The following is a 24675-nucleotide window of genomic DNA, read 5'->3' on the forward strand; positions in this document are numbered from 1 at the left end:
GATGCAGCTGCACCACCTCTCGATGACCGCCATCGGGCCGTATGCCGGCACCGAGGTCATCGACTTCGCGACCGTCGGGCGCGCCGGCCTCTTCCTGCTCGAGGGGCCCACGGGAGCCGGCAAGTCGACGATCATCGACGCCATCACCTTCGCCCTCTACGGCAAGGTCGCGCAGGCCTCGGCCGACGTCGAGCGCATCCACTCCCACCACGCCGACCCGCGCACCGTGCCGGTCGTCGTGCTCGTCTTCGAGACGCAGTCGGGCCTCTACCGCGTGCAGCGCACGCCCCGCTTCGAGCGCCCGAAGTCACGGGGCACCGGCACCACGGTGCAGCAGCCGACGATCAAGCTCTGGCGGCTGCAGACCCCGGACGACCTCGTCGGCGGCGAGCTGCTGTCGACGAACATCGGCGACTGCGACGACGAGATCACCCGGGCGGTCGGGCTCACCCGCGACCAGTTCGTGCAGACCGTCATCCTCCCGCAGGGTGAGTTCGCGACCTTCCTGCGGGCAAAGTCGGAGGACAAGGGCAAGCTGCTCGAGAAGGTCTTCGGCACCGCGTTCTTCCGGCGCGTGCAGGACGAGATCGTCGAGGTGGGCCGCGCGGCCACGGCGCGCCGGCAGTCCGCCGTCGACGAGATCCGCCTCGCCGTGCACGCCCTCGCGGTGTCGGCCGGGCTCGAGCCGGAGCGCCGCGACGTGCTCGAGGCCCTGAGCCGGACGGCCCCCGAGACGCTGACCGGCGAGCTCGCCCAGGTGGTCGACGAGCTGACGACGCGGGAGCGGCACGCCGGCAAGGCCAGCCGCGAGGCCATCGAGACGCACAAGCAGATGGCCGACATGGTGAGCGACGCCCGGCTGCGCATGCAGCGGCGCGAGCGCCTGTTGCAGCTGCAGCAGCAGGAGCACGACCTCGGCAAGCAGGCGGTGCGCTTCGCCGAGCTGGCCGCGGAGGTCGACCGGGCCAAGCAGGCGCAGCCCGTGGCCGGGGCGGTGCGCACGCTCGCGCAGTCCGAGGGTCACCTGCGCTCGGCCGAGCGCGAGCTGCGGCGCGCCCGAGACCTCGTCGAGGCCGGGTTGCGCGACCGCGGGCCGGCCGCCCTGCGCGAGGCCGCGGCGCAGGCGCGCGAGGTCGTCGGCTCGCTGGCCGGTGCGCTCGCGCTCGAGGCCGGTCTCGCGGCCCGCGCGGCCGAGCTCCTGCGCCTGCGCGCGCACCGCGACGGCATCCTGCGCTCGGCCACCGCCGTGACGGCCGAGCTGGAGGCGCTGCCGGCGACGATCGCCGCCCACGACGAGGCCCTCACCGAGTCGCGCCGGGTGGCCGCGCTCCGCGGGGGCCGGGCCGAGGAGGGCGAGCGCGCCCGGGCCCGCCTCGACGCGGCGCTCGCCCACGAGGCCGCGGCGGCCAGGGTGGCGGCCCTGGAGGCGAGCGTGACCGACGCGCTCTCCCACGTGGCGTCGGCCGAGACCTCGCTCGCGAGCCTGCGCCTGGCCCGCATCGACGGCATCGCCGGTGAGCTCGGCCTCTCCCTCGTCGGGGGCGAGCCCTGCCCCGTCTGCGGGTCGGTGGAGCACCCCTCCCCGGCCCGCCCCACCGACGACGCGGTCACGCCGGAGCAGATCGAGGCCGAGGAGGCGCGCGTCAGGGGGTTGCGGCAGCGCGCGACGCAGGCCGCCGAGTCGCTCGGCGCCCTCCGGTCGGAGGTGCGCGAGCTGGCGGCCCGGAGCGACGGGCTCGACGTCGACACCGCCCGCGACCGCGCCGAGGTCGCCGCGCGCGAGCTCGCCGCCTCGGCCCAGGCCCAGGCCGACACCGAGAGCGGGTCACGGCGTCTCGCCGAGCTGCGCGAGCGCGTCGACGCGCTGACGACGCAGGCCGGGCTGCTCGGCGCCGACCTCGCCCGCACCGAGCAGGCCGTCACCGACCTCGAGGCCCGCCTCGCGGAGGAGACCGCGGCCGTCGACGCGGCCCGCGACGGCCACGAGAGCGTCACCGCCCGGCGCGACGCGCTCGTGCTGGCGGCCGCCCGTGTCGACGCGCTCGTCGACGCCCTCGGCCGACGCGACGTGGCCGCCGCCGCGGTCGCGGAGGACACCGCCGCCCGGGACGCCGACCTCGCCCAGTTCGGCTTCGCCGACGTGGAGCAGTGGATGGCCGCCGACCGCGGCAGCGAGTGGATCCGGGCGCGCACCGAGGAGATCGCCGCGTTCGAGCGGGCCTGCACGCAGGTGCGGGCCGGGCTGACGGGTCCCGAGCTGGCCGACGTGCAGCTCGACGCGCTGTTCGACGACATCGAGCAGCTCGAGGCGCTCGCGGCCGCCGCCAAGAAGGAGATGGAGGCGGCGACGAACGAGCACGGCAGCCTGCGCGACCAGGTCGCCCGGACGAAGCGCCGCGTGGCCGACCTGCGCGACGCGCTGGAGCGCAACGCGGCCGTCATCGCCGAGACCGCCGACGCCGTGCGCGTCGGTCAGCTCGTCGCCGGCAACGGCGACAACCAGCTCAACCTCGACCTCGCCAAGTACGTCCTCATCCGCCGGTTCACCGAGGTGCTCTCGGCCGCCAACACCGAGCTCGGCCGCTTCTCCGGCGGGCGCTACACGCTCGAGCACACCGACGCGAAGAAGGGCAACGCGAAGTCCGGGCTCGGCGTGCGCGTGCACGACATGCACACCAACCAGGTGCGCGACGTGGGCACGCTCTCCGGTGGCGAGACCTTCTACGTCTCCCTGTCGCTCGCCCTCGCGCTGGCCGAGGTGGTGCGCGCGGAGTCGGGCGGGGTCGACCTCGGCACGCTCTTCGTCGACGAGGGCTTCGGCACGCTCGACCCCGACGTGCTCGACGACGTCATGCACACCCTCGAGGGTCTGCGCGAGGGTGGCCGCACGGTCGGCATCGTCAGCCACGTCTCCGAGCTCAAGTCCCGCGTGGCCGACCGCATCGAGGTGCTCGTCAGGCCCGACCGCACGAGCACCCTGCGCGTCACCGCCTGACCCCCGCCCCCCAACCGTCGAGAGGCCACCCTTTGCGGGTGGGTGCCCGTCGAGAGGCCACCCTCTGTGGGTGCGTAACCGTCGAGAGGCCACCCTTTGCGCGTGGGTGGCCGTCGAAGGGCCGGAGTCTGTGGGTGCGTGCCCGGCGAGTCCGTGGGCCCTACGATCCGAGCATGAGCGTCGTCGCGAGCGTGTTCGTCGGTCTGGCCGCCCTGCTCCACCTCTACATCTTCTGGATGGAGAGCCTGGCCTGGACGCGACCCGAGATCTGGCGGCGCTTCGGCGTCGCCGACCAGGCCGCCGCCGACGTGACCCGGCCGATGGCGTACAACCAGGGTTTCTACAACCTCTTCCTCGGGCTCGGCGCCGCCCTGGGCGTCGTGCTCTGGTGGGCCGGCCACCCCGAGGTCGGCAGGACCCTGGTGCTCTTCAGCACCGGGTCGATGGTCGCCGCGGCGACGGTGCTCGTCACGACCGGCCGCAGCTACCTGCGAGCCGCGCTGTCACAGGGCACCCTCCCGCTCATCGGCTTCGTGCTCACCCTCTTCGCCTGACGACCCGGCAGGGGCGCAGGCCGCGCCCACCTCGGCCGTCGGGTGCCGCTCGTACCGGTCAGGCGGCAGCGTCGGCGGGCCGCACGCGGGCGGCACCGACGACGAGCACGAGGACCCCGACGACGGCCGCGCCGGAGGCGAGCGCCGCATAGCCGAGCCCGCCGATGACCACGCCGGCCACCACGCCCCCACCGGCTCCCGCGAGGCCCATCAGCACGTCCGCGAGCCCCTGCGCGGCCGGCCGCTCCTGCGTCGCGACCGACGAGGTCAGCAGCGTCGAGCCCGAGACCAGCGTGCACGACCAGCCCACGCCGAGCAGGAAGAGGGCGACGAGCAGCAGCCCGGACCAGCCGGCCTGCGAGCGGGCCGCGAGCGCCGACGCGACCGTCAGCACCACCCCACCGGCGACGGCGACCGACGCCGGTCCCCAGCGGTCCACCGCGGCGCCGACGAGCGGCGAGAGGGCGTACATGCCGAGGATGTGCACCGAGATGACGAAACCGATCACCTCGAGCTCGGCGTGGCCGTGCTTCATGTGGATCGGGGTCATCACCATGACGCTGACCATGACGAGGTGACCGAGCGCCATGACGACCATGGCCTGCAGGGCTCGGGGGTTGCTGCGCGCGATCCGCAGCCCGCGGCGCATCGAGCCGTCGTGGTCGGCGAGCACCGCCGCGGGAGCGGCGTCACCGGCTCCCGCGGGAGCGGTGTCACCGGCTCCGGCGGGCGCCGCTGCGGCGGCCGCAGTCGCAGCGGGGACCTCGGCCGCGGCGCGGCCGGCCTCCGCGTCGGCGGCCGCGTCGAGGGCACGGGCCGTCAGGAGCGGGTCGGGCCGCAGCAGGCGGTGCACGACGACCCAGGCGAGCGCGAAGCCGACGAGGGAGAAGACGAACGTGCCGACGAGCTCGGGCAGCCCGACGGCGCGGGCGAGGGCCCGACCCGGGCCCACGAGGTTGGGGCCGGCCACCGACCCGATCGTCGTCGCCCAGACGACCGTCGACAGGTCGCGCCCGCGGCGCGCGGGCGTCGCGAGGTCGGCAGCGGCATACCTCGTCTGGTTGTTCGCGGTGGTGCCCCCGCCGAAGAGGAACATCCCCACGACGAAGAGCGGGAACGAGCGCACCACGGCCGCGACGAGCACGAGCGCCGCCCCGAGGAACGCGACCGCGAGACCCCAGCGCAGGCCGACGCGGCGACCGCGCGCAGCGGTGGCCCGCGCGACCGGGATGGTCAGCAGCGCCGTGCCGAGCACCTGCGCGGTCGTGCCCACCCCTGCGAGCGCCTCGCTGCCGCTGAGGTCCTCGGCGAGGAGGGCTCCGACGGCGATCCCGCTCGCGAGGCCGACCCCGCTGAGGACCTGGGAGCCGACGAGGGTGCGCACGACCCGGCGCTGCAGGGTCGAGCGGTCGACGGAGGTGGGCGCGAGGACCACCGGTGCTCAGACGTGCCGACGCGACGTGATGACGCGGAAGCGGTTCGCGACGAAGGCGGCGTCGGTGTAGGCGGCGTTCGCGGCGGGGTTGGCGCCGGTGCCGTGGTAGTCCGAGAAGGCCGCCGTCTGGTTGACGAAGATCCGGCCGGTGAGGTTCTCCGAGAGGGCCACGCCGCCCTCGGCCGCGGCGTCGCGGGCGGCCTCGAGCACGGCCTCGTCGGAGGAGTAGACGGCGGCCGTCATCGCACCGTGCTCGCGCACCGTGTCGGCGAGCTGCGCCAGCGACTGCTCGGTCGAGCTCGTGCGGATGAGGAAGCCGACGGGTCCGAAGCACTCCTCGGTGTAGACGTCCTCCCGGGCGACGTCGAGCGCCACGAGACCCGGCGCGCGCACGACGGCGTCGGCCCACGTGGGGTGGGGCACCCGGCGCGACTCCAGCACGACCCGGCCGTCCGCGCCCGCGGCGAGCGACGCGAGCGACTCGGCGTTGCTGCGCACCTGGTCGTTGACCGTGGCGCCGAGCAGCTCGACCGCCTTGGCGTCGTCGCCGGTGAGCCGGGCGACGGCGCCGGCGAGCCGGTCGCCGAACTCGTCGAAGCTCAGGTGGCCCTCGTCGGTCTCGATGCCGCCCTCGGGCACGTAGACGTTCTGCGGCGCCGTGCACATCTGGCCGGAGTAGAGCGTCAGGCTGAAGGCGAGGTTGCCGAGCATCCCGCGCAGGTCGTCTGTCGAGTCGACGACGACGGAGTTGAGGCCCGCCTTCTCGGTGTAGACGAGCTTGCCGTGCGCGGCCGCCGACTCCTCGAGCCACGCCCCGAAGCCCGGGCCGCCCGTGTAGTCGATGATCGCGACCTCGTCGCGCTCGGCGAGGGTCCTGGCCAGGCCCTGCCCGTCCGCCTCGGCGGCGAGCTGCACGAGGGCGGGGTCGAAGCCGGCCTCCGCGAGCACCTCGCGGGCGACCTCGACCGAGATCGCGAGCGGCAGCACGGCCCGCGGGTGCGGCTTGACCACCACGGCGTTGCCCGTGACGAGCGAGGCGAAGATGCCGGGGTAGGCGTTCCACGTCGGGAACGTGTTGCAGCCGATGACGAGCGCCACGCCACGGGGCACGAGGCGGTAGTCCTTCTGCACGCGCGTCGGCGCCGGGTTGCCCTCGCGGTCCCGGCCCGGCTTCTCCCACACGACGGACGTCGGCACCCGCTCCTGCTCGACGAGCCCGGCGGCGACGGCCTCGAGGGCGCGGTCCTGCGCGTGCGGGCCGCCCGCCTGGAACGACATGACGAAGGGCTGCCCCGACGTGTGCATGACCGCGTTGGCGAGCTCGAAGCTGCGGCGGTTGATCCGGTCGACGATCTCGACGCACACGGCCGCCCGCAGCTGCGGGCCCGCGTCGCGCCAGGCCGGCATCGCCGCGCGCGCCGCCGCCAGGCCGGCGTCGACGTCGAGCGCCGGGTAGGTGACCCCGAGCGTCGGTCCGTAGGGCGAGACCTCGCTGCCCACGACGGTCCCGTCGGTCGGCTGACCCGACAGGGCGGCATACGGGCGGCCGAGGTGCGCCTCGTGCGCGGCGAGCCCGTCGGCGGCGGCGGTCTCGCCGTAGACGCGCGGGCTGGGCGACTCGGGGTAGCGGGAGAACCAGCCGCGGCTCGCCAGGGCCTGACGGATCTCGTCGAGGACTCCCGCGTGCGCGTCGAGCAGGGGGTGGGTGGGCGTCGTTGCCGGTGCAGTCACGGGGTCGATGCTAGCCCCGGCGCCGCACGCCGCCGTATGCCGTCGGGTGCCCTCCCGTGGCCGCCCGCCGCGCGCCCGGGGCGGGCGAGGCGGCAGGATGGCGGGCATGGACACGGACGTCACCGAGCCCGACCGCACGCCGCCCGACCGCACGCCGGCCGACCTGCCCGAGCAGGCCGGGCCCGACACCCACGAGGCGTCCGCGTTCGGCCCCGTCGGCGTCGTCGGGGCGGGGGCCATGGGTGCCGGCATCGCCCAGGTGGCGGCGCGCGCGGGCCACGCCGTGACGCTCGTCGACGCGGTGCCGGGGGCGGCCGAGCGGGCCGTCGGTGGCATCGGGTCGGCGCTGCGCCGACTCGTCGACAAGGGACGGCTCGGGGCCGACGAGGCGGACGCGGTGCTCGGGCGGATCACCCCGGCAGGCTCGCTCGACGCGCTGCCCGAGTGCGGCCTCGTCATCGAGGCCGTGCCCGAGGACCTCGACCTCAAGCGCCGGATCTTCGCCGAGCTCGCCGACCTCCAGCCCGCGACGACGGTGCTCGCGACGAACACGTCGAGCATCGACATCGACGCGATCGCCGACGAGGTCGCCGAGCCCGAGCGGGTGCTCGGGCTGCACTTCTTCAACCCGCCGCCCGTCATGGCGCTCGTCGAGGTCGTGCACGGCGCGCGCACGGCCCGGGCCTTCGTCGAGCACGCGACGATGCTCATGACGGCGTGGGGCAAGACCCCGGTGCGGTGCAGCTCGACCCCGGGCTTCATCGTCAACCGCGTGGCGCGGCCCTTCTACGGCGAGGCGCAGCGCATCGTCGAGAGCGGTGTCGCCGACGCCGCGACGGTCGACTGGATCCTGCGTGAGCGCGGGGGCTTCCCGATGGGTCCCTTCGAGCTGACCGACTTCATCGGGCAGGACGTCAACCTCGCCGTCGGCACCTCCGTCTGGGAGCAGACCGGGCACGACGAGCGGTACGCGCCCACGCAGCTGCAGCGCGACCTCGTCGCGCGCGGCCGGCTCGGGCGCAAGTCCGGTGGCGGGGTCTACGACTACGCCGACGGCGCAGCGGTCGGGGCCGAGCCGGACCTCGCGCTCGCCGAGCGGCTCGTCGGCGGTCCGGTCGAGACCGACCCGCTCGCGCGCACGCTGGCGATGCTCGTCAACGAGGCCGTCGACCTCGTCGCGCGCGGCGAGGCGGGAGCCGAGGACGTCGACACGGCCATGCGGCTCGGCACCCGCTACCCGCGTGGCCCGATCGAGTGGGGGCGCGAGATCGGCCTCGACGTCGTGGCCCGGCAGCTCGCCGAGCTCGACGCCGCCTTCCCGGGCGGCCGCTACCGCCCGAGCCCTGCACTCACCGACGGGAGCCTCGGGTGAGCGACGGCGACGGGATCGCCTTCGCGCGCCGGATGTGGGCCGACGACGCGGCCTCGCGCGCCCTCGGCATGGAGGCGACGACCGTCGAGGGCGACCACGCCGTCGTGACGATGACGGTGCGCGACGACATGGTCAACGGCCACGGCATCTGCCACGGCGGCATCGTCTTCACCCTCGCGGACTCGTGCTTCGCGCTGGCCTGCAACTCGCAGGGGCGCCTCACGGTGGCCGCGGGGGCCGACGTCTCGTTCACCGCACCGGCGCGCCTCGGCGACGTGCTCGTCGCCGAGGGCCGGGTGCGGTCGACCTCCGGGCGCAGCGGCATCACCGACGTCACGGTGACGCGGGCGGCCGACGGTCAGGTCGTCGCCGAGTTCCGCGGCCGGAGCCGCACCCTCGAGCGCACCTGACCTCCCCCACCCCGCCCTCTCAACCGTCGAGAGGCCAGATATTGCGGGTCTCCCGACGTCGAGAGGCCAACTTTCGTGGGTCCCACCCCGTCGAGAGGCCAGGTTTCGTGGGTCCCACCCCGTCGAGAGGCCAAGGTTCGTTCGCGACCAGCCTCGGCCGCTCGGCGCCCTGGACCCCGCGAACTGTGGTTTCTCGATGGGTGGGAGGCCTCAAACGTTGGCCCCTCGACGGTGGGGAGGCCTCGAGCTTTGGCCTCTCGACGGTTGAGAGGCCGCACACTTTGGCCTTTCGACGGTTGGGGTCAGCGGGAGCGGCGGTTGCCGGCACGCGTGCCGGCGGAGAACGACGCGGCGCTGCCGCCGCTGCTCGTGGAGTAGACCGTGGCCGAGCCGCCGCGGCGGGCGCCGCCGGAGCGGGCACCGCCCTGGCCGCCGCCCGAGGCCGAGCCGGCGGACTGGCCGCCGGCACCCTGACCCGCACGGCCCCGCCCGGAGCCACGGCCGCCGGAGCGTCCGGCTCCTGCACCGGAGCCACGGCCACCGGCAGCACCGGCCCCCGCGGCGCCGCCGCTGCGGCCACGACCGCGACCGCGGCCACCACCGGCGCCCCCGCCACCGTTGCCACCGCCGTTGCCGCCGCGTCCGCCGCCGGCACCCGCGGGCGCCTCCTCGCGGACGAGGCCGCCGGCGTAGGACCGGTCGCCGGGGGCGAGCTCGGTCAGCAGCGGGTGGCCGAGCTGGACGCGCGTCGTCGTCGGCTTGATGCCGGCCTTGCGGGTCAGGTCGCGCACGTCGCGCACCTGCTCGTCGAGCATCATCGTGACGACGGTGCCGTCGTTGCCGGCACGCGCGGTGCGACCGGAGCGGTGCAGGTACGCCTTGTGCTCGACCGGCGGGTCGGCGTGGATGACGAGCGCGACGTCGTCGACGTGGATGCCACGGGCGGCGATGTCGGTGGCGACGAGGGTCTGCGCGCGGCCCGAGTGGAAGTCGTCCATGTTGCGCGTGCGCGCGCCCTGGCTGAGGTTGCCGTGCAGCTCGACGGCCGGCACGCCCGAGGCGTTCAGCTGCTTGGCGAGCTTCTTGGCGCGGTGCTTGGTGCGAGTAAAGACGACCTTGCGGCCGGGGGCCGCGGTGAGGTCGAGGATGACCGGCAGGTGCGAGCCGTTGTCGACGTGGAGCACGTGGTGGCTCATCGTCGAGACCGGCGACTGGGCCGAATCCGCCTCGTGCGTCACGGGATCGGTGAGGAAGCGCTTGACGAGGACGTTGATCGCGCCGTCGAGCGTCGCCGAGAAGAGCAGGCGCTGGCTGTCGCGCGGCGTCTTCTCCATGATCCGGCGCACGCCGGGGAGGAAGCCGAGGTCGGCCATGTGGTCGGCCTCGTCGAGGATCGTGATCTCGACGGCGTCGAGGAAGACGTGGCCCTGCTGCATGAGGTCCTCGAGGCGGCCGGGGCAGGCGACGATGACGTCGACGCCCGCGCGCAGGCCCTGGACCTGCGGGTTCTGGCCGACGCCACCGAAGATCGTCTGCGACGTCAGGCCGAGGGCCTTCGCGAGCGGCGCCATGGCCGTGTCGATCTGGGTGACGAGCTCACGCGTCGGCGCGAGGATCAGGGCGCGCGGCCGGCGGGCCTGTCGGCGACCACCGGACTGCGACAGGCGGGTCAGCAGCGGGAGGAGGAAGGCGTACGTCTTGCCCGATCCGGTGCGTCCGCGGCCGAGCACGTCGCGACCCGCGACGGAGTCGGGCAGCGTGGCGGCCTGGATGGGGGTGGGCGTCGTGATGCCGAGCCCGTCGAGGATGTCGACGAGGCGGGCGGGCACGCCCAGGGCGGCAAAGGTCGTGTCAGTGGACACAGGCGAACTCCAAGTACGTGGAAGAGGTCGTTCTGCCCGGCGCGAGCCCGATCGGCTGTGGACGGGGTCGCGGCGCAAGAGCGAATCGACGGGGTCGGCGTGAGAAGCCGGACCAGAAGAAGCAGCCCGAGGCAGAACTGGGCGGGCCGCTACCACCACCCTACCGGACCCTCTCCGAAACCCCACATCGGCCCGGCCCGCAGGAATCTTCTTCGTCTTTGCGGACAGACGGGGCCAATCCCCCGGGTGACGTGCAGAAATGACGTGACGCGCGTCACAGCCGTCCCTACCGTCGGAACAGGCGCCCGACGGGCGCCGCCGGGGCGCGAGGGAGGTCGGGGAGCCCCGAATCGTCAACAGGGAGAAGACGCACATGAGCAGGAGACTCCGCACCACCACCGCTGTCGTGGCCGCCTGCGCCACGGCGGCCCTCGGACTCACGACCGCCGTGGGCGCGTCGGCGTCCACGTCGAGGGCCGCCACCGCGGCCGCGACGAAGGCCTGGTCGCAGACGCTGGACGACACGGTCGGGGCGCCCTTCGCCATCGCCCTGGCCAAGGGGGACGTCTGGTACACGGACGGCGCCGCCAGCACCGTCAACCGGATCCACCACGGCAAGAGCATGGTGGTGGCGCACGGCCCGATGCCGGGCGAGGTCGCCGGGCTCGCCGCGAGCGCCGACGGGAAGTCGTACGCCTACACGACGACCGACTACTCGAACGGCGCGACGACGCTGACCATCCGCACCGCGGGCAAGGCGCCCGTCGTCGCGGACCTCAGCACCTACGAGCAGCGCCACAACCCGGACGGCTGGCGCACCTACGGGATCGTCAAGAACGAGAGCAGCGACCCGCAGTGCGCGCGCGACGTCCTCGGCGGCCTGACCGGCGGCCAGGCGACGTACAAGGGCGGCATCGACTCCCACCCGTATGCCGTCGCCTCCCTCGGGAACGGCGCGTGGGCCGTCGCCGACGCGGGCGGCAACGACATCCTCAAGGTCGACCGGCACGGGAGGATCTCGGTGATCGCCGTGCTGCCGCCCCAGCCGATCCTGCTGACGGCCGAGATGGTCACGGCTGCCGGCCTGCCGCCCTGCGTGGCCGGCGTCACCTACGCGTTCGAGCCGGTGCCCACCGACGTCGAGCGCGGCGAGCGCGGCATGCTCTGGGTGTCGACGCTGCCGGGCGGGCCGGAGGACCCGAGCCTCGGCGCCCGCGGCTCGGTCTACATGGTGAACCCGTGGAACCACTCGTCGACGCGGCGCGCCACGGGCTTCCTCGGCGCGACGGACCTCGCGCTCGGCTCGCACGGGGCCATCTACGTCACCGAGCTCTTCGCCGGCAAGGTCTCGAAGCTGCAGAACGGCCGCATCACGACCGCGGCCGAGATCAGCTCGCCCCTGTCGGTGGAGGCGTGGGGCGGCTACCTCTACGTCGGCTCGATGGGACAGATCGACCAGCAGACGGGTGAGGTGAAGAGCCCCGGCGCGATCACGAAGATCCGCCCCTGAACGAGGGGCACGAACGGCCACGGCACCCCGGTCGACACCGGGGTGCCGTGTCGTGCCTAACGGTTCGGTCGCAGCCCTGCGCGGCGTCGAGGAAAGGTGGCAGTATCGGCGGATCAGCCGGGGCACCGTCGCGCCGGCCCGCCAGATCGTCCAGCACGTTCGGAAGGACCCTTCATGCGTCGCCTGTCCCTCATCGCCGTGACCGGCATCGTGGCCGCCGGCCTCAGCCTGTCCGCCTGCGGCTCCGACTCGTTGTCGACCAACCCCGGGTCGGGCGGCGGCAGCACTCCGGCCGGCAGCTCGGCGGCAGGGGGCGGCGTCGACCAGGCTCTCGCCGCGAAGGTCCCCGCCAAGCTCAAGTCCGCCGGCAAGATCGTCGTCGGCACCGACCCGACCTACGCCCCCAACGAGATGCTCGCGAGCGACGGCAAGACCGTCGAGGGCTTCGACGTCGCCGTCTTCGACGCCGTGGCCGCCAAGCTCGGCCTCAAGACCGAGTACGTCCCGGCCGGCTTCGGCACCATCATCCTCGGCGTCACGAGCGGCAAGTACGACGTCGGCGTCTCGAGCTTCACCATCAACCCGGACCGCAAGAAGCAGGTCAACATGGTGAGCTACTACAGCGCCGGCACCCAGTGGGTCGTCGCCAAGGGCAACCCCGAGAAGGTCAACATGGACGACGTCTGCGGCAAGAGCGTCGGTGCCCAGAAGGACACCGTCCAGGCGGAGGACCTCGCGGCCCGCAGCAAGAAGTGCACCGACGGCGGCAAGCCGGCCATCACGCAGGTCATCCAGACCGGCCAGGACCAGGTGACCGCCGACGTCGCGAGCGGCAAGACCGTCGCGATGCTCGCCGACTCCCCGGTCGGTCTCTACGCCGTCAAGCAGACCGGCACGCTCGAGGCCCTCGGCGACATCTACGACTCGGCCCCCTACGGCTACGTCATCCCGAAGGACCAGACCGACTTCGCGAACCTCGTCGTCGACGCCCTCAAGGCGGCCAAGGCCGACGGCAGCTACGAGGCCGCCCTCAAGAAGTACTCCGTCGAGGCCGGCGCCATCGACGACTTCGCCGTCAACCCCTGAGCGTCGCGATGACCGACACGACCTCAGAACGGCCGGGCGTCATCGACGCCCGGCCGGTGCGGCACCCCGGCCGGTGGGTCGCGCTCGCCGTGATCCTCGTGCTCATCGGCATGATGGTCAGCTCGTTCGTCACGAACGAGCGGTGGAACTTCCCCAAGGCGCTCGAGATCATGCAGCAGACGCCGGTGCTCGAGGGCCTGTGGAAGGGCACGATCATCGGCACGGTCGGGTCGATGGCCATCGGCATCGTCGGCGGCGTGATCATCGCCGTGCTGCGCCTCTCGGACAACCCGATCCTGCGCGGCGTCTCGTTCGTCTACACGTGGTTCTTCCGCGGCATCCCGCGCCTCGTGCTGCTCGCCATGATCGGCAGCGGCGTCGGCTTCCTCTACAACAAGATCGACTTCGGCGTGCCCTTCGGGCAGCAGCTGGCGTCCTTCATGGGACTGTCGAGCGACTTCACGTTCTTCACCCTCAACGTCAACCAGTTCTCGAGCACGCTGCTCGCCGGCATCATCGGCCTCGGGCTCTCCGAGGCGGCCTACATGGCCGAGATCGCGCGCGCCGGCATCCTGTCGGTCGACAAGGGGCAGGGCGAGGCGGCTGCCGCGCTCGGCATGAACCGCGGCCAGGCGATGCGCCGGGTCGTGCTCCCCCAGGCGATGCGCGTCATCGTCCCGCCGACCGGCAACGAGACGATCGCCATGGTCAAGGACACCTCGCTGCTCTCGGCGATCCCGGTCATCACCGAGCTCTTCTACCAGACGAGCGCCATCGGCAACCGGACGCTGCTCATCATGCCGGCGTTCGTCGCCGTGACGGCGTGGTACCTCATCGTCGGGTCGGTGCTCATGGTCGGGCAGTACTTCCTCGAGCGGCGCTTCGGCCGTGGCTTCGGCACCGGGGCACCCACCAAGCGCTTCGCGCGCCCGGCCGGGGCGGGAGGCGCCTGATGAGCAACGACGTCACCGGCACGACCGGCATGCAGACGGGATCGTCTGCAGCACAGGCGGCCCCGCTCGTGCACGCCGTCAACGTCATGAAGAGCTTCCACGGCAACGAGGTGCTCAAGGGCATCGACCTCGACGTCCGCCGCGGCCAGGTCGTCTGCCTGCTCGGCCCCTCCGGCTCGGGCAAGACGACGTTCCTGCGCTGCATCAACCAGCTCGAGTCCATCGACGGCGGACGGATCTGGGTGGACGGCGACCTCGTCGGCTACCGCGAGAAGGAGGGCCACCTGCACCACCTCACCGACAAGGAGGTGGCGGCCCAGCGTCGTGACATCGGCATGGTGTTCCAGCGCTTCAACCTCTTCCCGCACATGACGGCCCTCGAGAACGTGTGCGAGGCCCCGATCCAGGTCAAGGGGACGAACAAGAAGCAGGCGCGGGAGCGCGCCGTCCAGCTGCTCGAGCAGGTCGGCCTCGGCGACAAGCCGTCGGCCTACCCGGCGCAGCTCTCCGGCGGGCAGCAGCAGCGCGTCGCCATCGCGCGGGCGCTCGCCATGGACCCGAAGCTGATGCTCTTCGACGAGCCGACCTCGGCGCTCGACCCCGAGCTCGTCGGCGAGGTGCTGCGGGTCATGCGCGACCTGGCCGACCAGGGCATGACGATGATCGTCGTCACGCACGAGATGGGGTTCGCCCGCGACGTGGCCGACCACGTCGTCTTCATGGACGGCGGCGTCGTCGTCGAGCAGGGCAAGCCGCGCGACGTGCTCGGCAACCCCCAGCACCAGCGCACGAGGTCGTTCCTCCAGCGGATGCGCACCGAGGACGCCGAGGGCGCGCAGGACGCGAAGGATGCGGCGCGAGGCGAGGACGCGCCGCCTGCCTGAGCAGCGCGCGCACCACACCTCCCGAGAGGCCACGTCGTGACGCACGACGTGGCCTCTCGGCGGTGGCGGGCGGGCAGTGGGCACAATGGCGGGCATGACGACGGAGTCACCGGCACCCCAGCGACGCACCGGCCTGCCCGACCACGAGATCCCCGACGTCGGGCTCGAGGAGCTCCGGGCCACCCAGCTCGAGCGGCTGCAGCGCACGGTGCGGACGGCATACGACCACGTGCCGCACTACCGCGCGGCCTTCGACGCGGCGGGCGCGCACCCCGACGACATCGAGACGTTGGGCGACCTCGCTCGGCTGCCGTTCACGACGAAGGCGGACCTGCGGGCCAACTACCCCTTCGGCATGTTCGCGGTGCCGCGTGAGCAGGTGGTGCGCGTGCACGCGAGCTCCGGCACGACGGGCCGCCCGACCGTCGTCGGCTACACGAAGCGCGACATCGACACGTGGGCCGACCTCATGGCCCGCTCGATCCGCCTCGCCGGCGGGCACCCGGGCGACATCGTGCACGTCGCCTACGGCTACGGCCTCTTCACCGGCGGCCTCGGCGCGCACTACGGCGTCGAGCGGCTCGGGGCGACCGTCGTGCCGGTCAGCGGCGGCATGACGGAGCGGCAGGTGCAGCTCATCTCCGACTTCGGGCCGCGCGTCATCATGGTGACGCCGTCCTACTTCCTCAGCCTGCTCGACGAGATGGAGCGCGAAGGCATCGACCCGGCCTCGACGAGCCTGCGGGTCGGCATCTTCGGGGCCGAGCCGTGGACCGAGGCGATGCGCCAGGAGATCGAGCGCCGCACCGGCATGGACGCCGTCGACATCTACGGGCTCTCCGAGGTGATGGGCCCCGGCGTCGCCCAGGAGGCCGCGACGACGAAGGACGGCCTGCACATCTGGGAGGACCACTTCTACCCCGAGGTCATCGACCCCGTCACCGAGGAGGTGCTGCCCGACGGCGAGGTCGGCGAGCTCGTGTTCACCTCGCTGACGAAGGAGGCGATGCCGGTCGTCCGCTACCGCACGCGCGACCTGACCCGCCTGCTGCCGGGCACCGCGGTGCCCTCGATGCGCCGGATGGAGAAGGTGACCGGCCGCACCGACGACATGATGATCATCCGCGGCGTCAACGTCTTCCCGACGCAGATCGAGGAGCACGTGCTCGCCGAGCCGCGCCTCTCGCCCTACTTCCAGTGCGTGCTGACGCAGCCGGGCCGGATGGTCGAGCTGACGGTGCTCGTCGAGCCCCTCGAGCGCCTCGACGCCGGCGCCGCCGACGAGATCGCCCGCACCCTGCAGCACGCCGTCAAGACGCACATCGGCACGACCTGCCGGGTGCAGGTGCGCGAGCCCGGCTCGATCGAGCGCTCGATCGGCAAGGCCCGCCGCATCGTCGACGAGCGCCCGCGCCCCTGACCGCGTCGTCCTCCGCACCTCTCGGTCGTATGCCGCCTCCGCACTCTGCCTAGCGGGCGCGGGTGAGCACGACCCACCCCACCGACACCGAGCGCGTGGCCGGCGACACCGTCAGCTCGCCCGAGCGGGCCGGCAGCCGCGGCAGCAGGAGTCGAACCTCGCCCCCGTCGCACGGCACCGTGAACGTCGCAACCCGCTTGCCCGACAGCGGGTTCGACGGCGCGCCGGCGGTGGCACCCGGCCGGGGCGGGCCGAGCACCGACACGACGAGGCGACCGCCGACCTCGTCGGGCAGGCACCGCCCGAGGAGGCGGTAGCGCGCGTCGGCACGGCCCGACGTCGTGCCGGTCACCGAGCTGCTGCCGCTGTAGCGGTCGCCGTCGGCGTCGTCGACCTCGAGGCGCGCGACCTCGGCGTCGGTCTGGGCCGGTGGCTCGAGCCGGTCGACGGTCACGGTGGCCCGGTCGGGGATCGTCGTGTACGACGGCACGTCGGACGTGGGCCGCGGCGACAGCGCACCCGCGCTCGTGCACGCCCCGAGGACCACCACCAGCGCGAGCGGCGCCACCCCGCGGAGCGCGGCGCCGCTCGTATCACCGCCGCGCCGACGCCCTCTGACGGAAAGGGCGCCCCACGAGCCCTGCCCCACCCGCCCGCATCCCGTCAGGAGCACACCATGGGCCTTCCTCCGCAGGCCGGCCGGATCGCCGGTGCCTGGAACCAGCAGCCGCTGCACGCGCAGCCGACCGGGCCGCGCCGCCCACGCCTGCCCCGCGGCGAGCGGCACGACCGGTCGAGCCGCTTCACCGTCGCGCGCCTCGTGCACCCGTGGCGCTCGGCCGACGCGGCCACCGAGGCGCGACCGGCACCGCAGGTGTCCGCGGCCGCCCGGTCGCGCCGGCACGACTGAGCCCGAGACGGCGACCGTCGTCAGCCAGCACGCAGGGCCGCCCGGACAAGGTCGATGGCGGCCGCGGCGTCGAGCCCGGCGTCGCGGGCGGCGGCCGCGAACTTGGCGGCCAGCGCGGCCACGGCCACGTCGGCCGTGTGCTCGCCGGACGCGACCACGGTTCCGGCCCGACGGCGCGTCTCGACGAGCCCGGCCGCCTCGAGCTCCTTGAAGGCCCGGGCCACGGTGTTCGCGGCGAGGCCGAGGTCGGCGGCCAGCGCCCGCACCGTGGGCAGCCGGTCGCCGGGCAGCAGGCGCCCCGTCGCGATGAGCCCGGCCAGCTGACCGCGGACCTGCTCGAACGGGGGCTCGGCGGCGTCGAGGTCGACGACGATGCGCAGGTCGTCGGTCACGGTGCCCCACCGCCCTTCCGCGAGACGGGATCGCCGGTCGACGCCGACGCCGCCGGCGCCAGTGCCGACGACGGGGCGGGCGGGGTCGCGACGCCCGGGCCCTCCGGGGCCGCCGCGCCGCCCTGCCGCGAGCGCGGCACGACCGGAGCGTCCCAGAGGATGGCGGCGAGCGCCACGGCGAGGGCCGCGAAGCCGAGCGCGGTCATGGCGAAGGCGACGTTCTGGGTCCAGTCACCCGGCGCGAGCGGGGCGTCGGGCTTCCCGGCGACGGCGACGGCCCCGCGCAGGCGCTGGGTCACGTCGTTGAGGTTGGGCCCGATCGTGAGGCAGAGGCCGGCCGCGGTGACGAGCGCCCCCGCCGCCGACCAGCGCAGCACCCGGATGCGCGCCCCGAGCCGCAGCGCGCGGTCGAGCTCGGGGTCGTCGACGAGCGCGGGCCGGGCGTCGACGTCGCGCAGGGCCCACGCGGTCACGGCGACGAGCAGGACCAGGGCGAGGACGGTGCCGAGCGTGAACGCCCGGCCGGGGTAGGCCTGCGTCGTCGTGACGACGACGCCCTCCCAGCTGCGCGCACCCGTGCGTCCGTCGGGTCCCGACGTCACCCACCCGACGACGAGGCCGACGACGGCGAGCACCAGCCCGCCGACGACGTAGCGGGTGAGGCGCACCGACTCGGTGCCGCGCCGGATGCCGAGGGCGGCCTCGCGGCGCGCTCCCGTCGGGGCGACGCGCGGCACCCAGTGCTCGAAGAGCGCCGCGACGACGATGCCCGCGACCGCGGCGAGCGCAGGCAGCCCCGGGTGCGCCGTGGCGCCCTCCCCCGACGCCGCCCCCGTCTCACCCGTGCGGTCGATGCCGCCCAGCGCGACGGCATACGCGAGCACGGCACCGAGCAGCGAGCCGAGCGCGGCGCGACGGCGGGCCCGGCCGGCGAACGGGTCGAGCCGGCGCGCGCCGACCCACCGCGCGGCATTCACCACGAGCGCGAGCAGCACCACCGGTCCGAGGAACCACGTGATCACCCGAGCGTCCATGTCACCCTCCGTCGTCGGCTCGCTTTGTCGCAATCATTCAATCCATTGGTACAAAGCGCGTCAAGCCGCAGCGGCCCGTGACCGGCATCACCCGTGGAATCGGGCGTTCGCGTGGCCGGGAGGACGATCGTCGCCCTAGGATCTACTACGTCATGTAGTTCTGGTGCTGACCCCTCGTGGAGCCCTCATGGATGCAACGGACCTGGCACGGTGGCAGTTCGCCATCACCACCGTGTACCACTTCCTCTTCGTGCCGATCACGATCGGCATGTCCCTCGTCGTCGCCGTGTTCCACACCGCGTGGGTGCGCACGCACAACCCGCAGTGGATGAGGCTGGCCAAGTTCTTCGGCAAGCTCTTCCTCATCAACTTCGCGCTCGGCCTCGTCACGGGCATCGTGCAGGAGTTCCAGTTCGGGATGAACTGGAGCGACTACTCCCGCTTCGTCGGTGACATCTTCGGGGCCCCGCTCGCGGTCGAGGCGCTGCTCGCCTTCTTCCTCGAGTCGACCTTCCTCGGCCTGTGGATCTTCGGCTGGGGACGCATCCCGGAGAAGCTGCACGCGACGACGATGTGGCTCGTGCACATCGGCACGGTGCTGTCGGCGTACTTCATCCTCGCCGCGAACTCCTTCATGCAGCACCCGGTGGGCTACACGTACAACCCGACGACGAAGCGGGCCGAGCTCACCGACTTCGTCGCGGTGCTGACGAACAAGGTGCAGCTGATCACCTTCCCGCACGTCATCTTCGCCGCCTACATGACCGGCGCGGCCGTCATCATGGGCGTCTCGCTGTGGCTCATGCGCCGCGAGGCCCGGCGCGCCGCCGACGACGCGCAGGACGTCGCCCGCACCGACGCGCCGATGTACCGCCGGGCGACCCGCATCGGCGCCGTGCTCAGCCTCGTCGCCGCCGTCGGCGTCATCGCCACCGGCGACGTGCAGGGCAAGATCATGACCGAGGTGCAGCCGATGAAGATGGCCGCCGCCGAGGCGCTCTACGAGTCGGTGCCCGCCGGGGTGGGAGCGCCCTTCTCGGTGCTGACGATCGGCTCGCTGGACGGCTCGCACGCCAACGCGCTCATCGAGATCCCCGGCCTGCTCAGCTTCCTCGCGACGGGCGACGCCAAGGGCGCCGTGCGCGGCATCAACGACCTCAAGGCCGAGTACGCCGCGACGTTCGGCGCGAGCGGCAACCCCCGCGTCGCCGACCTCGCCACGAGCTACGTGCCGAACATCCCGACCACGTACTGGTCGTTCCGCCTCATGATCGGCCTCGGCATGGCGATGGTCGCCATCGCGCTCGCGGTGCTGTGGATGACGCGGAAGGGCCGGACGCCCACGGCGAGGTGGCTCGCCTGGGCGGCGATCGCCGCCCCGCTGCTGCCCGTCTTCGCCAACAGCTTCGGGTGGATCTTCACCGAGGTGGGCCGCCAGCCCTGGCTCGTCTTCGGGCTCATGACCACGGCCAACGGCGTCTCGCCGAGCGTCTCCATGGGCGAGGTGATCACCTCGATGGTCGTCTTCACGCTCCTCTACGGCGCGCTCGCCGTCGTCGAGATCAAGCTCTTCCTGCACTACGTGCGCAAGGGCGCCGAGCCCTTCGAGCAGCCGCAGGACCCCGCCGACCGGGACGAGGACGCACCCCTCGTCTTCGCCTACTGAGAAGGACTGAGCTGCAATGGATCTCGCAACCGTCTGGTTCATCCTCCTCGGCGTGCTGTGGACCGGCTACCTCGTGCTCGAGGGCTTCGACTTCGGGGTCGGCATGCTGCTGCCGGTCCTCGGTGGCCGGCGCTACGCCGCCGACGCGGCCGACGCCGAGAAGCGACGCCGCGTGCTGCTCAACACGATCGGCCCGGTCTGGGACGGCAACGAGGTGTGGGTGCTCACCGCCGGCGGCGCCACCTTCGCGGCCTTCCCGCACTGGTACGCAACGCTGTTCAGCGGCTTCTACCTGCCGCTGCTGCTCATCCTCGTCGCGCTCATCGTGCGCAACCTCGGCTTCGAGTACCGCCACAAGCGGCCGGAGGCGCAGTGGAAGGCCCGCTGGGACCAGGCCATCTTCTGGGGCTCCCTCGTGCCGGCCCTGCTCTGGGGCGTCGCCCTGACGAACATCGTGCGCGGTGTGCCGATCGACGCGGACAAGGAGTTCACGGGCAACGTCCTCACCCTGCTCAACCCGGCCGGTCTGCTCGGCGGGCTCGTCTTCGTCGCCCTCTTCCTCACCCACGGCGCGATCTTCATCGCGCTCAAGACGGACGGGACGATCCGGCACGAGGCGCGCCGCATCGCCGAGCGCGTCGGGGTCGTCGCGGCGGTGCTCGCGGTCGTGCTCCTCGTCTGGATCGGCCTCACCGACGGCAAGCTCGCCTCGTGGGTGACGACCGTGGTCGCCGCCGCGGCGCTCCTCGGCGGACTCGCCGCCAACCGGGCCGGCCGCGAGGGCTGGGCCTTCCTCGGCACCGCCGTCACGATCGCCATGGCGGTCGCGACGTACTTCCTCGTGCTCTTCCCGAACGTCATGCCGAGCACGACCAACCCGGCGTGGAGCCTCACGGTCGACAACGCGTCGAGCACCGACTACACGCTCAAGGTCATGACGATCGTCGCGCTCGTCTTCACCCCGATCGTCCTGCTCTACCAGGGCTGGACCTACTGGGTCTTCCGCAAGCGCCTCACCGTGCACCACATCCCCGAGGACGCCCCCCGCGAGACCGTCTCGTCGTGAAGCCCTTCGACCCGCGACTCCTCCGGGCGGCGCCTGCCGCCCGGAGGCCGGTCGCGGTCCTGGCCGCCACCGGCATCGCGGGCGGGATCGCGACGATCGCCTCGGCCTTCGCCCTCTCGGCCGTCGTGGTCGCCGTCGTCGACGGCACCGACCTCACGGGCCCGCTCGGTTGGCTGCTCGCCCTCTTCGCCGTGCGCGCGGGGCTCGCCGCCGTGACGGAACGCGTCGCCGCCTGGGCCGGGGTGCGCGTCTCGTCGGCCCTGCGCGCGGCCCTGCTCCGCCGGTGGGGCACGGTGCCTGCCGACGCCCGCCTCGAGCCGGGCGCCGCCGTGTCGCTCGCCACCTCGGGTGCCGCGGCCGTGGAGCCGTATGCCGCCCGCTTCCTCCCGACGCTCGTGACGGCCGCCGTCGTCCCCGCCCTCGCCATCGGCACGCTCGTCGTCGTCGACTGGCCGAGCGCGCTCGTCGTCGCGCTCACCCTCCCCCTCCTGCCCGTCTTCGCCGCCCTCATCGGCCAGGCGACCGCAGAGTCGACGCAGCGCCGGTGGGCGGCGCTGGCCTCGCTCTCGGGCCACTTCCTCGACGTCGTGCGCGGACTGCCGACCCTCGTCACCTACGGCCGGGCGCGGCGCCAGGCGCAGACCGTGCGCGAGGTGAGCGAGCGACACCGTCGCGCCACGATGGAGACCCTCCGCATCGCATTCCTCTCCTCGGCCGCGCTCGAGCTGCTCGCGACGATCTCGGTCGCCATCGTCGCGGTCACCGTCGGGCTGCGCCTCTCGCACGGCTCGATGGCGCTCGGGGCCGGCCTCGTCGCGATCCTGCTCGCCCCCGAGGCCTACTGGCCGGTGCGGCGCGTCGGCGCGGAGTACCACGCGGCCGCCGACGGAGCCGTCGCGCTGGACGAGCTGCTCGCGCACCTCACCGCGCCCACCTCCCCGGACGCGACGCCCGGCCGGGCCGCCGGCCACGCCGCGCGGGTGCGCCTGCGCGGTGTCGACTACGCGTATGCCGGGTCGCCCGGTCCCGTCCTCCGCGCCCTCGACCTCGAGGCGGGCCCGGGCCTCACCGTCGTGACCGGCCCCTCGGGCGCCGGCAAGTCGACGCTGCTCGACCTGCTCGCGGGGCTGCGCACCCCGAGCGCCGGGGCGGTCGAGGCACCGCCCAGCCACTACGTGACGCAGCGACCCTTCCTCGCCGCGGGCTCGGTACGCGCCGCGCTGACCATCGGCCACCCGGCCCCCGACGACCGGCTGTGGGAGGCCCTGCGCGCGGTCGGCGTCGACGGCGTCGTCGCGAGCCTGCCCGGCGGTCTCTCCGCCGACCTCGGCGACGACGGCTTCGGGCTGTCCGCCGGACAGCGCCAGCGACTGGCCCTCGCCCGGGCCTGGCTCTCGCCCGAGACGCTGCTCCTGCTCGACGAGCCCACCGCGCACCTCGACCCCGAGGGAGCCGCCCAGCTCGCCGCCGTCGTGGCAGAGCTCGCCGAGCGCCGCGTCGTCGTCGCCGTCACCCACCGCGACGAGCTGCTCGGGCACGCGGACCGGCACGTCGTCGTCACCGCCGGCACGGTCACCGCCGCTGCCCACCGCCCCACCACCGAGGAGACGAGCCCGTGACCTCCACCGCTGCCCGCGCCCCTCGCGTCCACGCCCGCCCGGTCGGGGCCCGGCCCGGACGACGGGTGTGGTGGCCGTCCGCCGGCACCGTCCGCGGCGGCCTGCTCGGCGGCCTGGCCACCGCCTCGGGCATGGCCCTGACGGCGACGTCGGGCTGGCTCATCGTCCGCGCGGCGGAGCGACCCGTCATCCTCACCCTCCTGACGGCCATCGTCGCGGTGCGCGCCTTCGGCATCGCCCGCCCCGTCTTCCGCTACTGGGAGCGGCTGACGAGCCACGACGCCGCGCTCGGCCTCCTCGCGGCGCGGCGCACCGCGACGTACGAGGCGCTCGTCCCGCTGACCCCCGCCCGCCTCGGCCGGCGCCGGCGCTCCGACGTGCTGACCGGCGTCGTCGACGACCTCACCGACGCCGTCGACGCGCAGGTGCGCGTCAGCGTGCCGGTCATCTCCACCGTGGTCGCCGGCGGGCTCGCGGTGGCGCTGACGGCGACGATCGCGCCACCCGTCGGCCTCGTGATGCTCGCGCTCGCGGTCGTCGTCGCCCTCGTCAGCGCGCTCGCCGTCCGGCTCGAGGCGCGCGCCCTGCCCGAGGTGCTCGCGGCCCGGGCCGAGGTGAACCGCGTCAGCGAGCTCATGGCGAGCCAGGCCGGTGAGCTGCAGGCCGTCGGCGGCTGGGCGACCGCCATCGGCTGGCTCGACGAGGCGCACGTCGCCCTCGAGCGCGCGACCCGGCGGATCAGCGCCGGCCGCGCGAGCGCCGCCGCCCTGTTCCTCGTCGTGGTCGGCGCGGCCGTCGCGGTGACGGCCTCGATCGTCAGCGGCCTCGACGTCGCGACACCGGTCAAGGCGCTGCTCGTGCTGACCCCCGTCGCGGTGACCGACGCCATCACGACCCTCGTCGACGCGATGCGCGCGCTCGCCCGGGCCCGCGGCAGCGAGCAGCGAATCGACAACCTCCTCGACCTCACCCCAGCCGTCACCGACCACCCCACGACCGACGGCGCCACCGGCACGCACGAGGGCCACCCGGCATCCGGCGGCGAGGTGGCGACCCATGCGCTCACGGCCTCGTGGACGGGCGGCCGCACCGACCTCGGACCGCTCGACCTCGTCGTGCCGGCCGGCAGCCGCGTGGTCGTGACCGGGCCGAACGGGTGCGGCAAGTCCACCCTGCTCGCCGTGCTGGCCCGCCACCTCGACCCCTCGGGCGGCACCTACCGCCTCGGCGGGGCCGACGTGCTCGAGCGCCCGGTCGAGCAGACGCGGTGCCGCGTCGCGGTCGTCGACGACGAGACGCACGTCTTCGGCACGAGCCTGCGGGCCAACCTGGCCCTCGCGCGGCCCGACGCGGACGACGACGACGTGGGTCGCGCGCTCACCGCCGCGGGTCTCGCGGCGCTCGTGGACGCCCTCCCCGACGGCCTCGACACGGTGCTCGGGGCGGGTGGCCGCGGCCTCTCGGGAGGCGAGCGCGCCCGTCTCGGCATCGCCCGCGCCCACCTCAGCCGACGACCCGTCGTGCTGCTCGACGAGCCGGTCGCGCACCTCGACCCGCCCACGGCTCGCGCCGTCGTCGAGGACCTCACCCGGATGGGTACGGACCCGGTCGACGGCAGGGGGCAGGCCACGCCGACGATCGTCCTCGTGACGCACCGCGACGACGGGGCCGACCTCTTCGACCGGGTGGTCGAGCTGCGCCGTCCGGAGAACGACCACCCTGCGCACCCCGGACACCCCGGACACCCGCACGGAGCCGACCAGCCAGGCCGGTAGA

At 73.8% G+C, this 24675-nt stretch carries 20 protein-coding genes; 14 read left to right on the top strand and 6 right to left on the bottom strand.

Annotated elements, in window-relative coordinates; genetic code table 11:
- Nucleotide 1 precedes the first annotated feature (1 nt).
- Entirely contained in the window at nt 2-2995 is a 2994-nt protein-coding gene (locus ABT295_RS13305) for an AAA family ATPase (protein ID WP_352394887.1), read from the top strand.
- A gap of 173 nt (nt 2996-3168) precedes the next feature.
- Nucleotides 3169-3549 (top strand): DUF1304 domain-containing protein, encoded by a 381-nt coding sequence (locus ABT295_RS13310; RefSeq protein ID WP_352394888.1) that lies wholly within the window; start codon nt 3169-3171, stop codon nt 3547-3549.
- 58 nt (nt 3550-3607) lie between these two features.
- Here ABT295_RS13310 and ABT295_RS13315 read toward each other — a convergent pair whose 3' ends face one another.
- Nucleotides 3608-4984 carry an MFS transporter gene (locus ABT295_RS13315; protein ID WP_352394889.1) on the bottom strand — a complete coding sequence of 459 codons (1377 nt, stop codon included), beginning with the start codon at nt 4982-4984 and terminating at the stop codon, nt 3608-3610.
- A gap of 6 nt (nt 4985-4990) precedes the next feature.
- Nucleotides 4991-6715: a phenylacetic acid degradation protein PaaN gene (gene paaN / locus ABT295_RS13320; RefSeq protein ID WP_352394890.1), complete on the bottom strand. Its 1725-nt coding sequence runs from the start codon at nt 6713-6715 to the stop codon at nt 4991-4993.
- A gap of 106 nt (nt 6716-6821) precedes the next feature.
- Between paaN and ABT295_RS13325 the strand changes: the two genes are divergently transcribed.
- The gene (locus ABT295_RS13325; protein WP_352394891.1) at nt 6822-8087 is read left to right on the top strand and encodes a 3-hydroxyacyl-CoA dehydrogenase NAD-binding domain-containing protein; all 1266 of its coding nucleotides are present in this window, start codon (nt 6822-6824) and stop codon (nt 8085-8087) included.
- A 32-nt stretch (nt 8088-8119) separates the two neighbouring features.
- On the top strand, nt 8120-8497 hold the full coding sequence (gene paaI / locus ABT295_RS13330) for a hydroxyphenylacetyl-CoA thioesterase PaaI (RefSeq protein ID WP_502991177.1): 378 nt from the start codon (nt 8120-8122) through the stop codon (nt 8495-8497).
- A 302-nt stretch (nt 8498-8799) separates the two neighbouring features.
- Here paaI and ABT295_RS13335 read toward each other — a convergent pair whose 3' ends face one another.
- A complete protein-coding gene (locus tag ABT295_RS13335; protein ID WP_352394893.1) occupies nt 8800-10359 on the bottom strand; it encodes a DEAD/DEAH box helicase in 1560 nt (519 codons plus the stop codon).
- Between the two features lie 373 nt (nt 10360-10732).
- Between ABT295_RS13335 and ABT295_RS13340 the strand changes: the two genes are divergently transcribed.
- The 5 genes from ABT295_RS13340 (at nt 10733) to paaK (ending at nt 16212) form a co-directional block, all read left to right on the top strand.
- On the top strand, nt 10733-11869 hold the full coding sequence (locus tag ABT295_RS13340) for a ScyD/ScyE family protein (RefSeq protein WP_352394894.1): 1137 nt from the start codon (nt 10733-10735) through the stop codon (nt 11867-11869).
- Nucleotides 11870-12043: 174 nt separating this feature from the next.
- Nucleotides 12044-12955 carry an ABC transporter substrate-binding protein gene (locus ABT295_RS13345; protein WP_352394895.1) on the top strand — a complete coding sequence of 304 codons (912 nt, stop codon included), beginning with the start codon at nt 12044-12046 and terminating at the stop codon, nt 12953-12955.
- 8 nt (nt 12956-12963) lie between these two features.
- On the top strand, nt 12964-13908 hold the full coding sequence (locus ABT295_RS13350; protein ID WP_352394896.1) for an amino acid ABC transporter permease: 945 nt from the start codon (nt 12964-12966) through the stop codon (nt 13906-13908).
- Nucleotides 13908-14792, top strand: a complete 885-nt coding sequence (locus ABT295_RS13355; RefSeq protein WP_502991149.1) for an amino acid ABC transporter ATP-binding protein — start codon at nt 13908-13910, stop codon at nt 14790-14792. Before ABT295_RS13350 ends, ABT295_RS13355 begins: the two co-directional genes overlap by 1 nt.
- A gap of 94 nt (nt 14793-14886) precedes the next feature.
- Nucleotides 14887-16212 carry a phenylacetate--CoA ligase PaaK gene (paaK, locus tag ABT295_RS13360; RefSeq protein WP_352394897.1) on the top strand — a complete coding sequence of 442 codons (1326 nt, stop codon included), beginning with the start codon at nt 14887-14889 and terminating at the stop codon, nt 16210-16212.
- Nucleotides 16213-16261: 49 nt separating this feature from the next.
- Here paaK and ABT295_RS13365 read toward each other — a convergent pair whose 3' ends face one another.
- Nucleotides 16262-16780 (bottom strand): hypothetical protein, encoded by a 519-nt coding sequence (locus ABT295_RS13365; RefSeq protein ID WP_352394898.1) that lies wholly within the window; start codon nt 16778-16780, stop codon nt 16262-16264.
- A gap of 108 nt (nt 16781-16888) precedes the next feature.
- On the opposite strand from ABT295_RS13365, the gene ABT295_RS13370 reads away from it, so the two are divergent.
- A complete protein-coding gene (locus ABT295_RS13370; RefSeq protein WP_352394899.1) occupies nt 16889-17122 on the top strand; it encodes a hypothetical protein in 234 nt (77 codons plus the stop codon).
- A 20-nt stretch (nt 17123-17142) separates the two neighbouring features.
- On the opposite strand, the gene ABT295_RS13375 is transcribed toward ABT295_RS13370, so the two are convergent.
- Complete coding sequence (locus tag ABT295_RS13375; protein ID WP_352394900.1) at nt 17143-17514, bottom strand: GntR family transcriptional regulator; 372 nt, start codon at nt 17512-17514, stop codon at nt 17143-17145.
- On the bottom strand, nt 17511-18548 hold the full coding sequence (locus ABT295_RS13380) for a hypothetical protein (protein WP_352394901.1): 1038 nt from the start codon (nt 18546-18548) through the stop codon (nt 17511-17513). The genes ABT295_RS13375 and ABT295_RS13380 overlap by 4 nt, the downstream gene beginning before the upstream one ends.
- Nucleotides 18549-18735: 187 nt before the next feature.
- Here ABT295_RS13380 and ABT295_RS13385 point away from each other — a divergent pair, with 187 nt between their 5' ends.
- Genes ABT295_RS13385 through cydC form a run of 4 tightly spaced genes read left to right on the top strand, consistent with a single transcriptional unit; the run spans nt 18736 to nt 24674 of the window.
- Complete coding sequence (locus ABT295_RS13385; RefSeq protein ID WP_352394902.1) at nt 18736-20214, top strand: cytochrome ubiquinol oxidase subunit I; 1479 nt, start codon at nt 18736-18738, stop codon at nt 20212-20214.
- A 16-nt stretch (nt 20215-20230) separates the two neighbouring features.
- Complete coding sequence (gene cydB / locus ABT295_RS13390) at nt 20231-21280, top strand: cytochrome d ubiquinol oxidase subunit II (RefSeq protein ID WP_352394903.1); 1050 nt, start codon at nt 20231-20233, stop codon at nt 21278-21280.
- Nucleotides 21277-22899, top strand: coding sequence for a thiol reductant ABC exporter subunit CydD (cydD, locus tag ABT295_RS13395; RefSeq protein ID WP_352394904.1), 1623 nt, complete (start codon nt 21277-21279; stop codon nt 22897-22899). Before cydB ends, cydD begins: the two co-directional genes overlap by 4 nt.
- A complete protein-coding gene (gene cydC, locus ABT295_RS13400; protein ID WP_352394905.1) occupies nt 22896-24674 on the top strand; it encodes a thiol reductant ABC exporter subunit CydC in 1779 nt (592 codons plus the stop codon). Before cydD ends, cydC begins: the two co-directional genes overlap by 4 nt.
- The last annotated feature ends 1 nt before the right edge of the window (nt 24675 follow it).

The sequence above is a fragment of the Terrabacter sp. NPDC000476 genome, from assembly GCF_040300125.1.
In the GTDB taxonomy this organism is placed as follows: domain Bacteria; phylum Actinomycetota; class Actinomycetes; order Actinomycetales; family Dermatophilaceae; genus Terrabacter.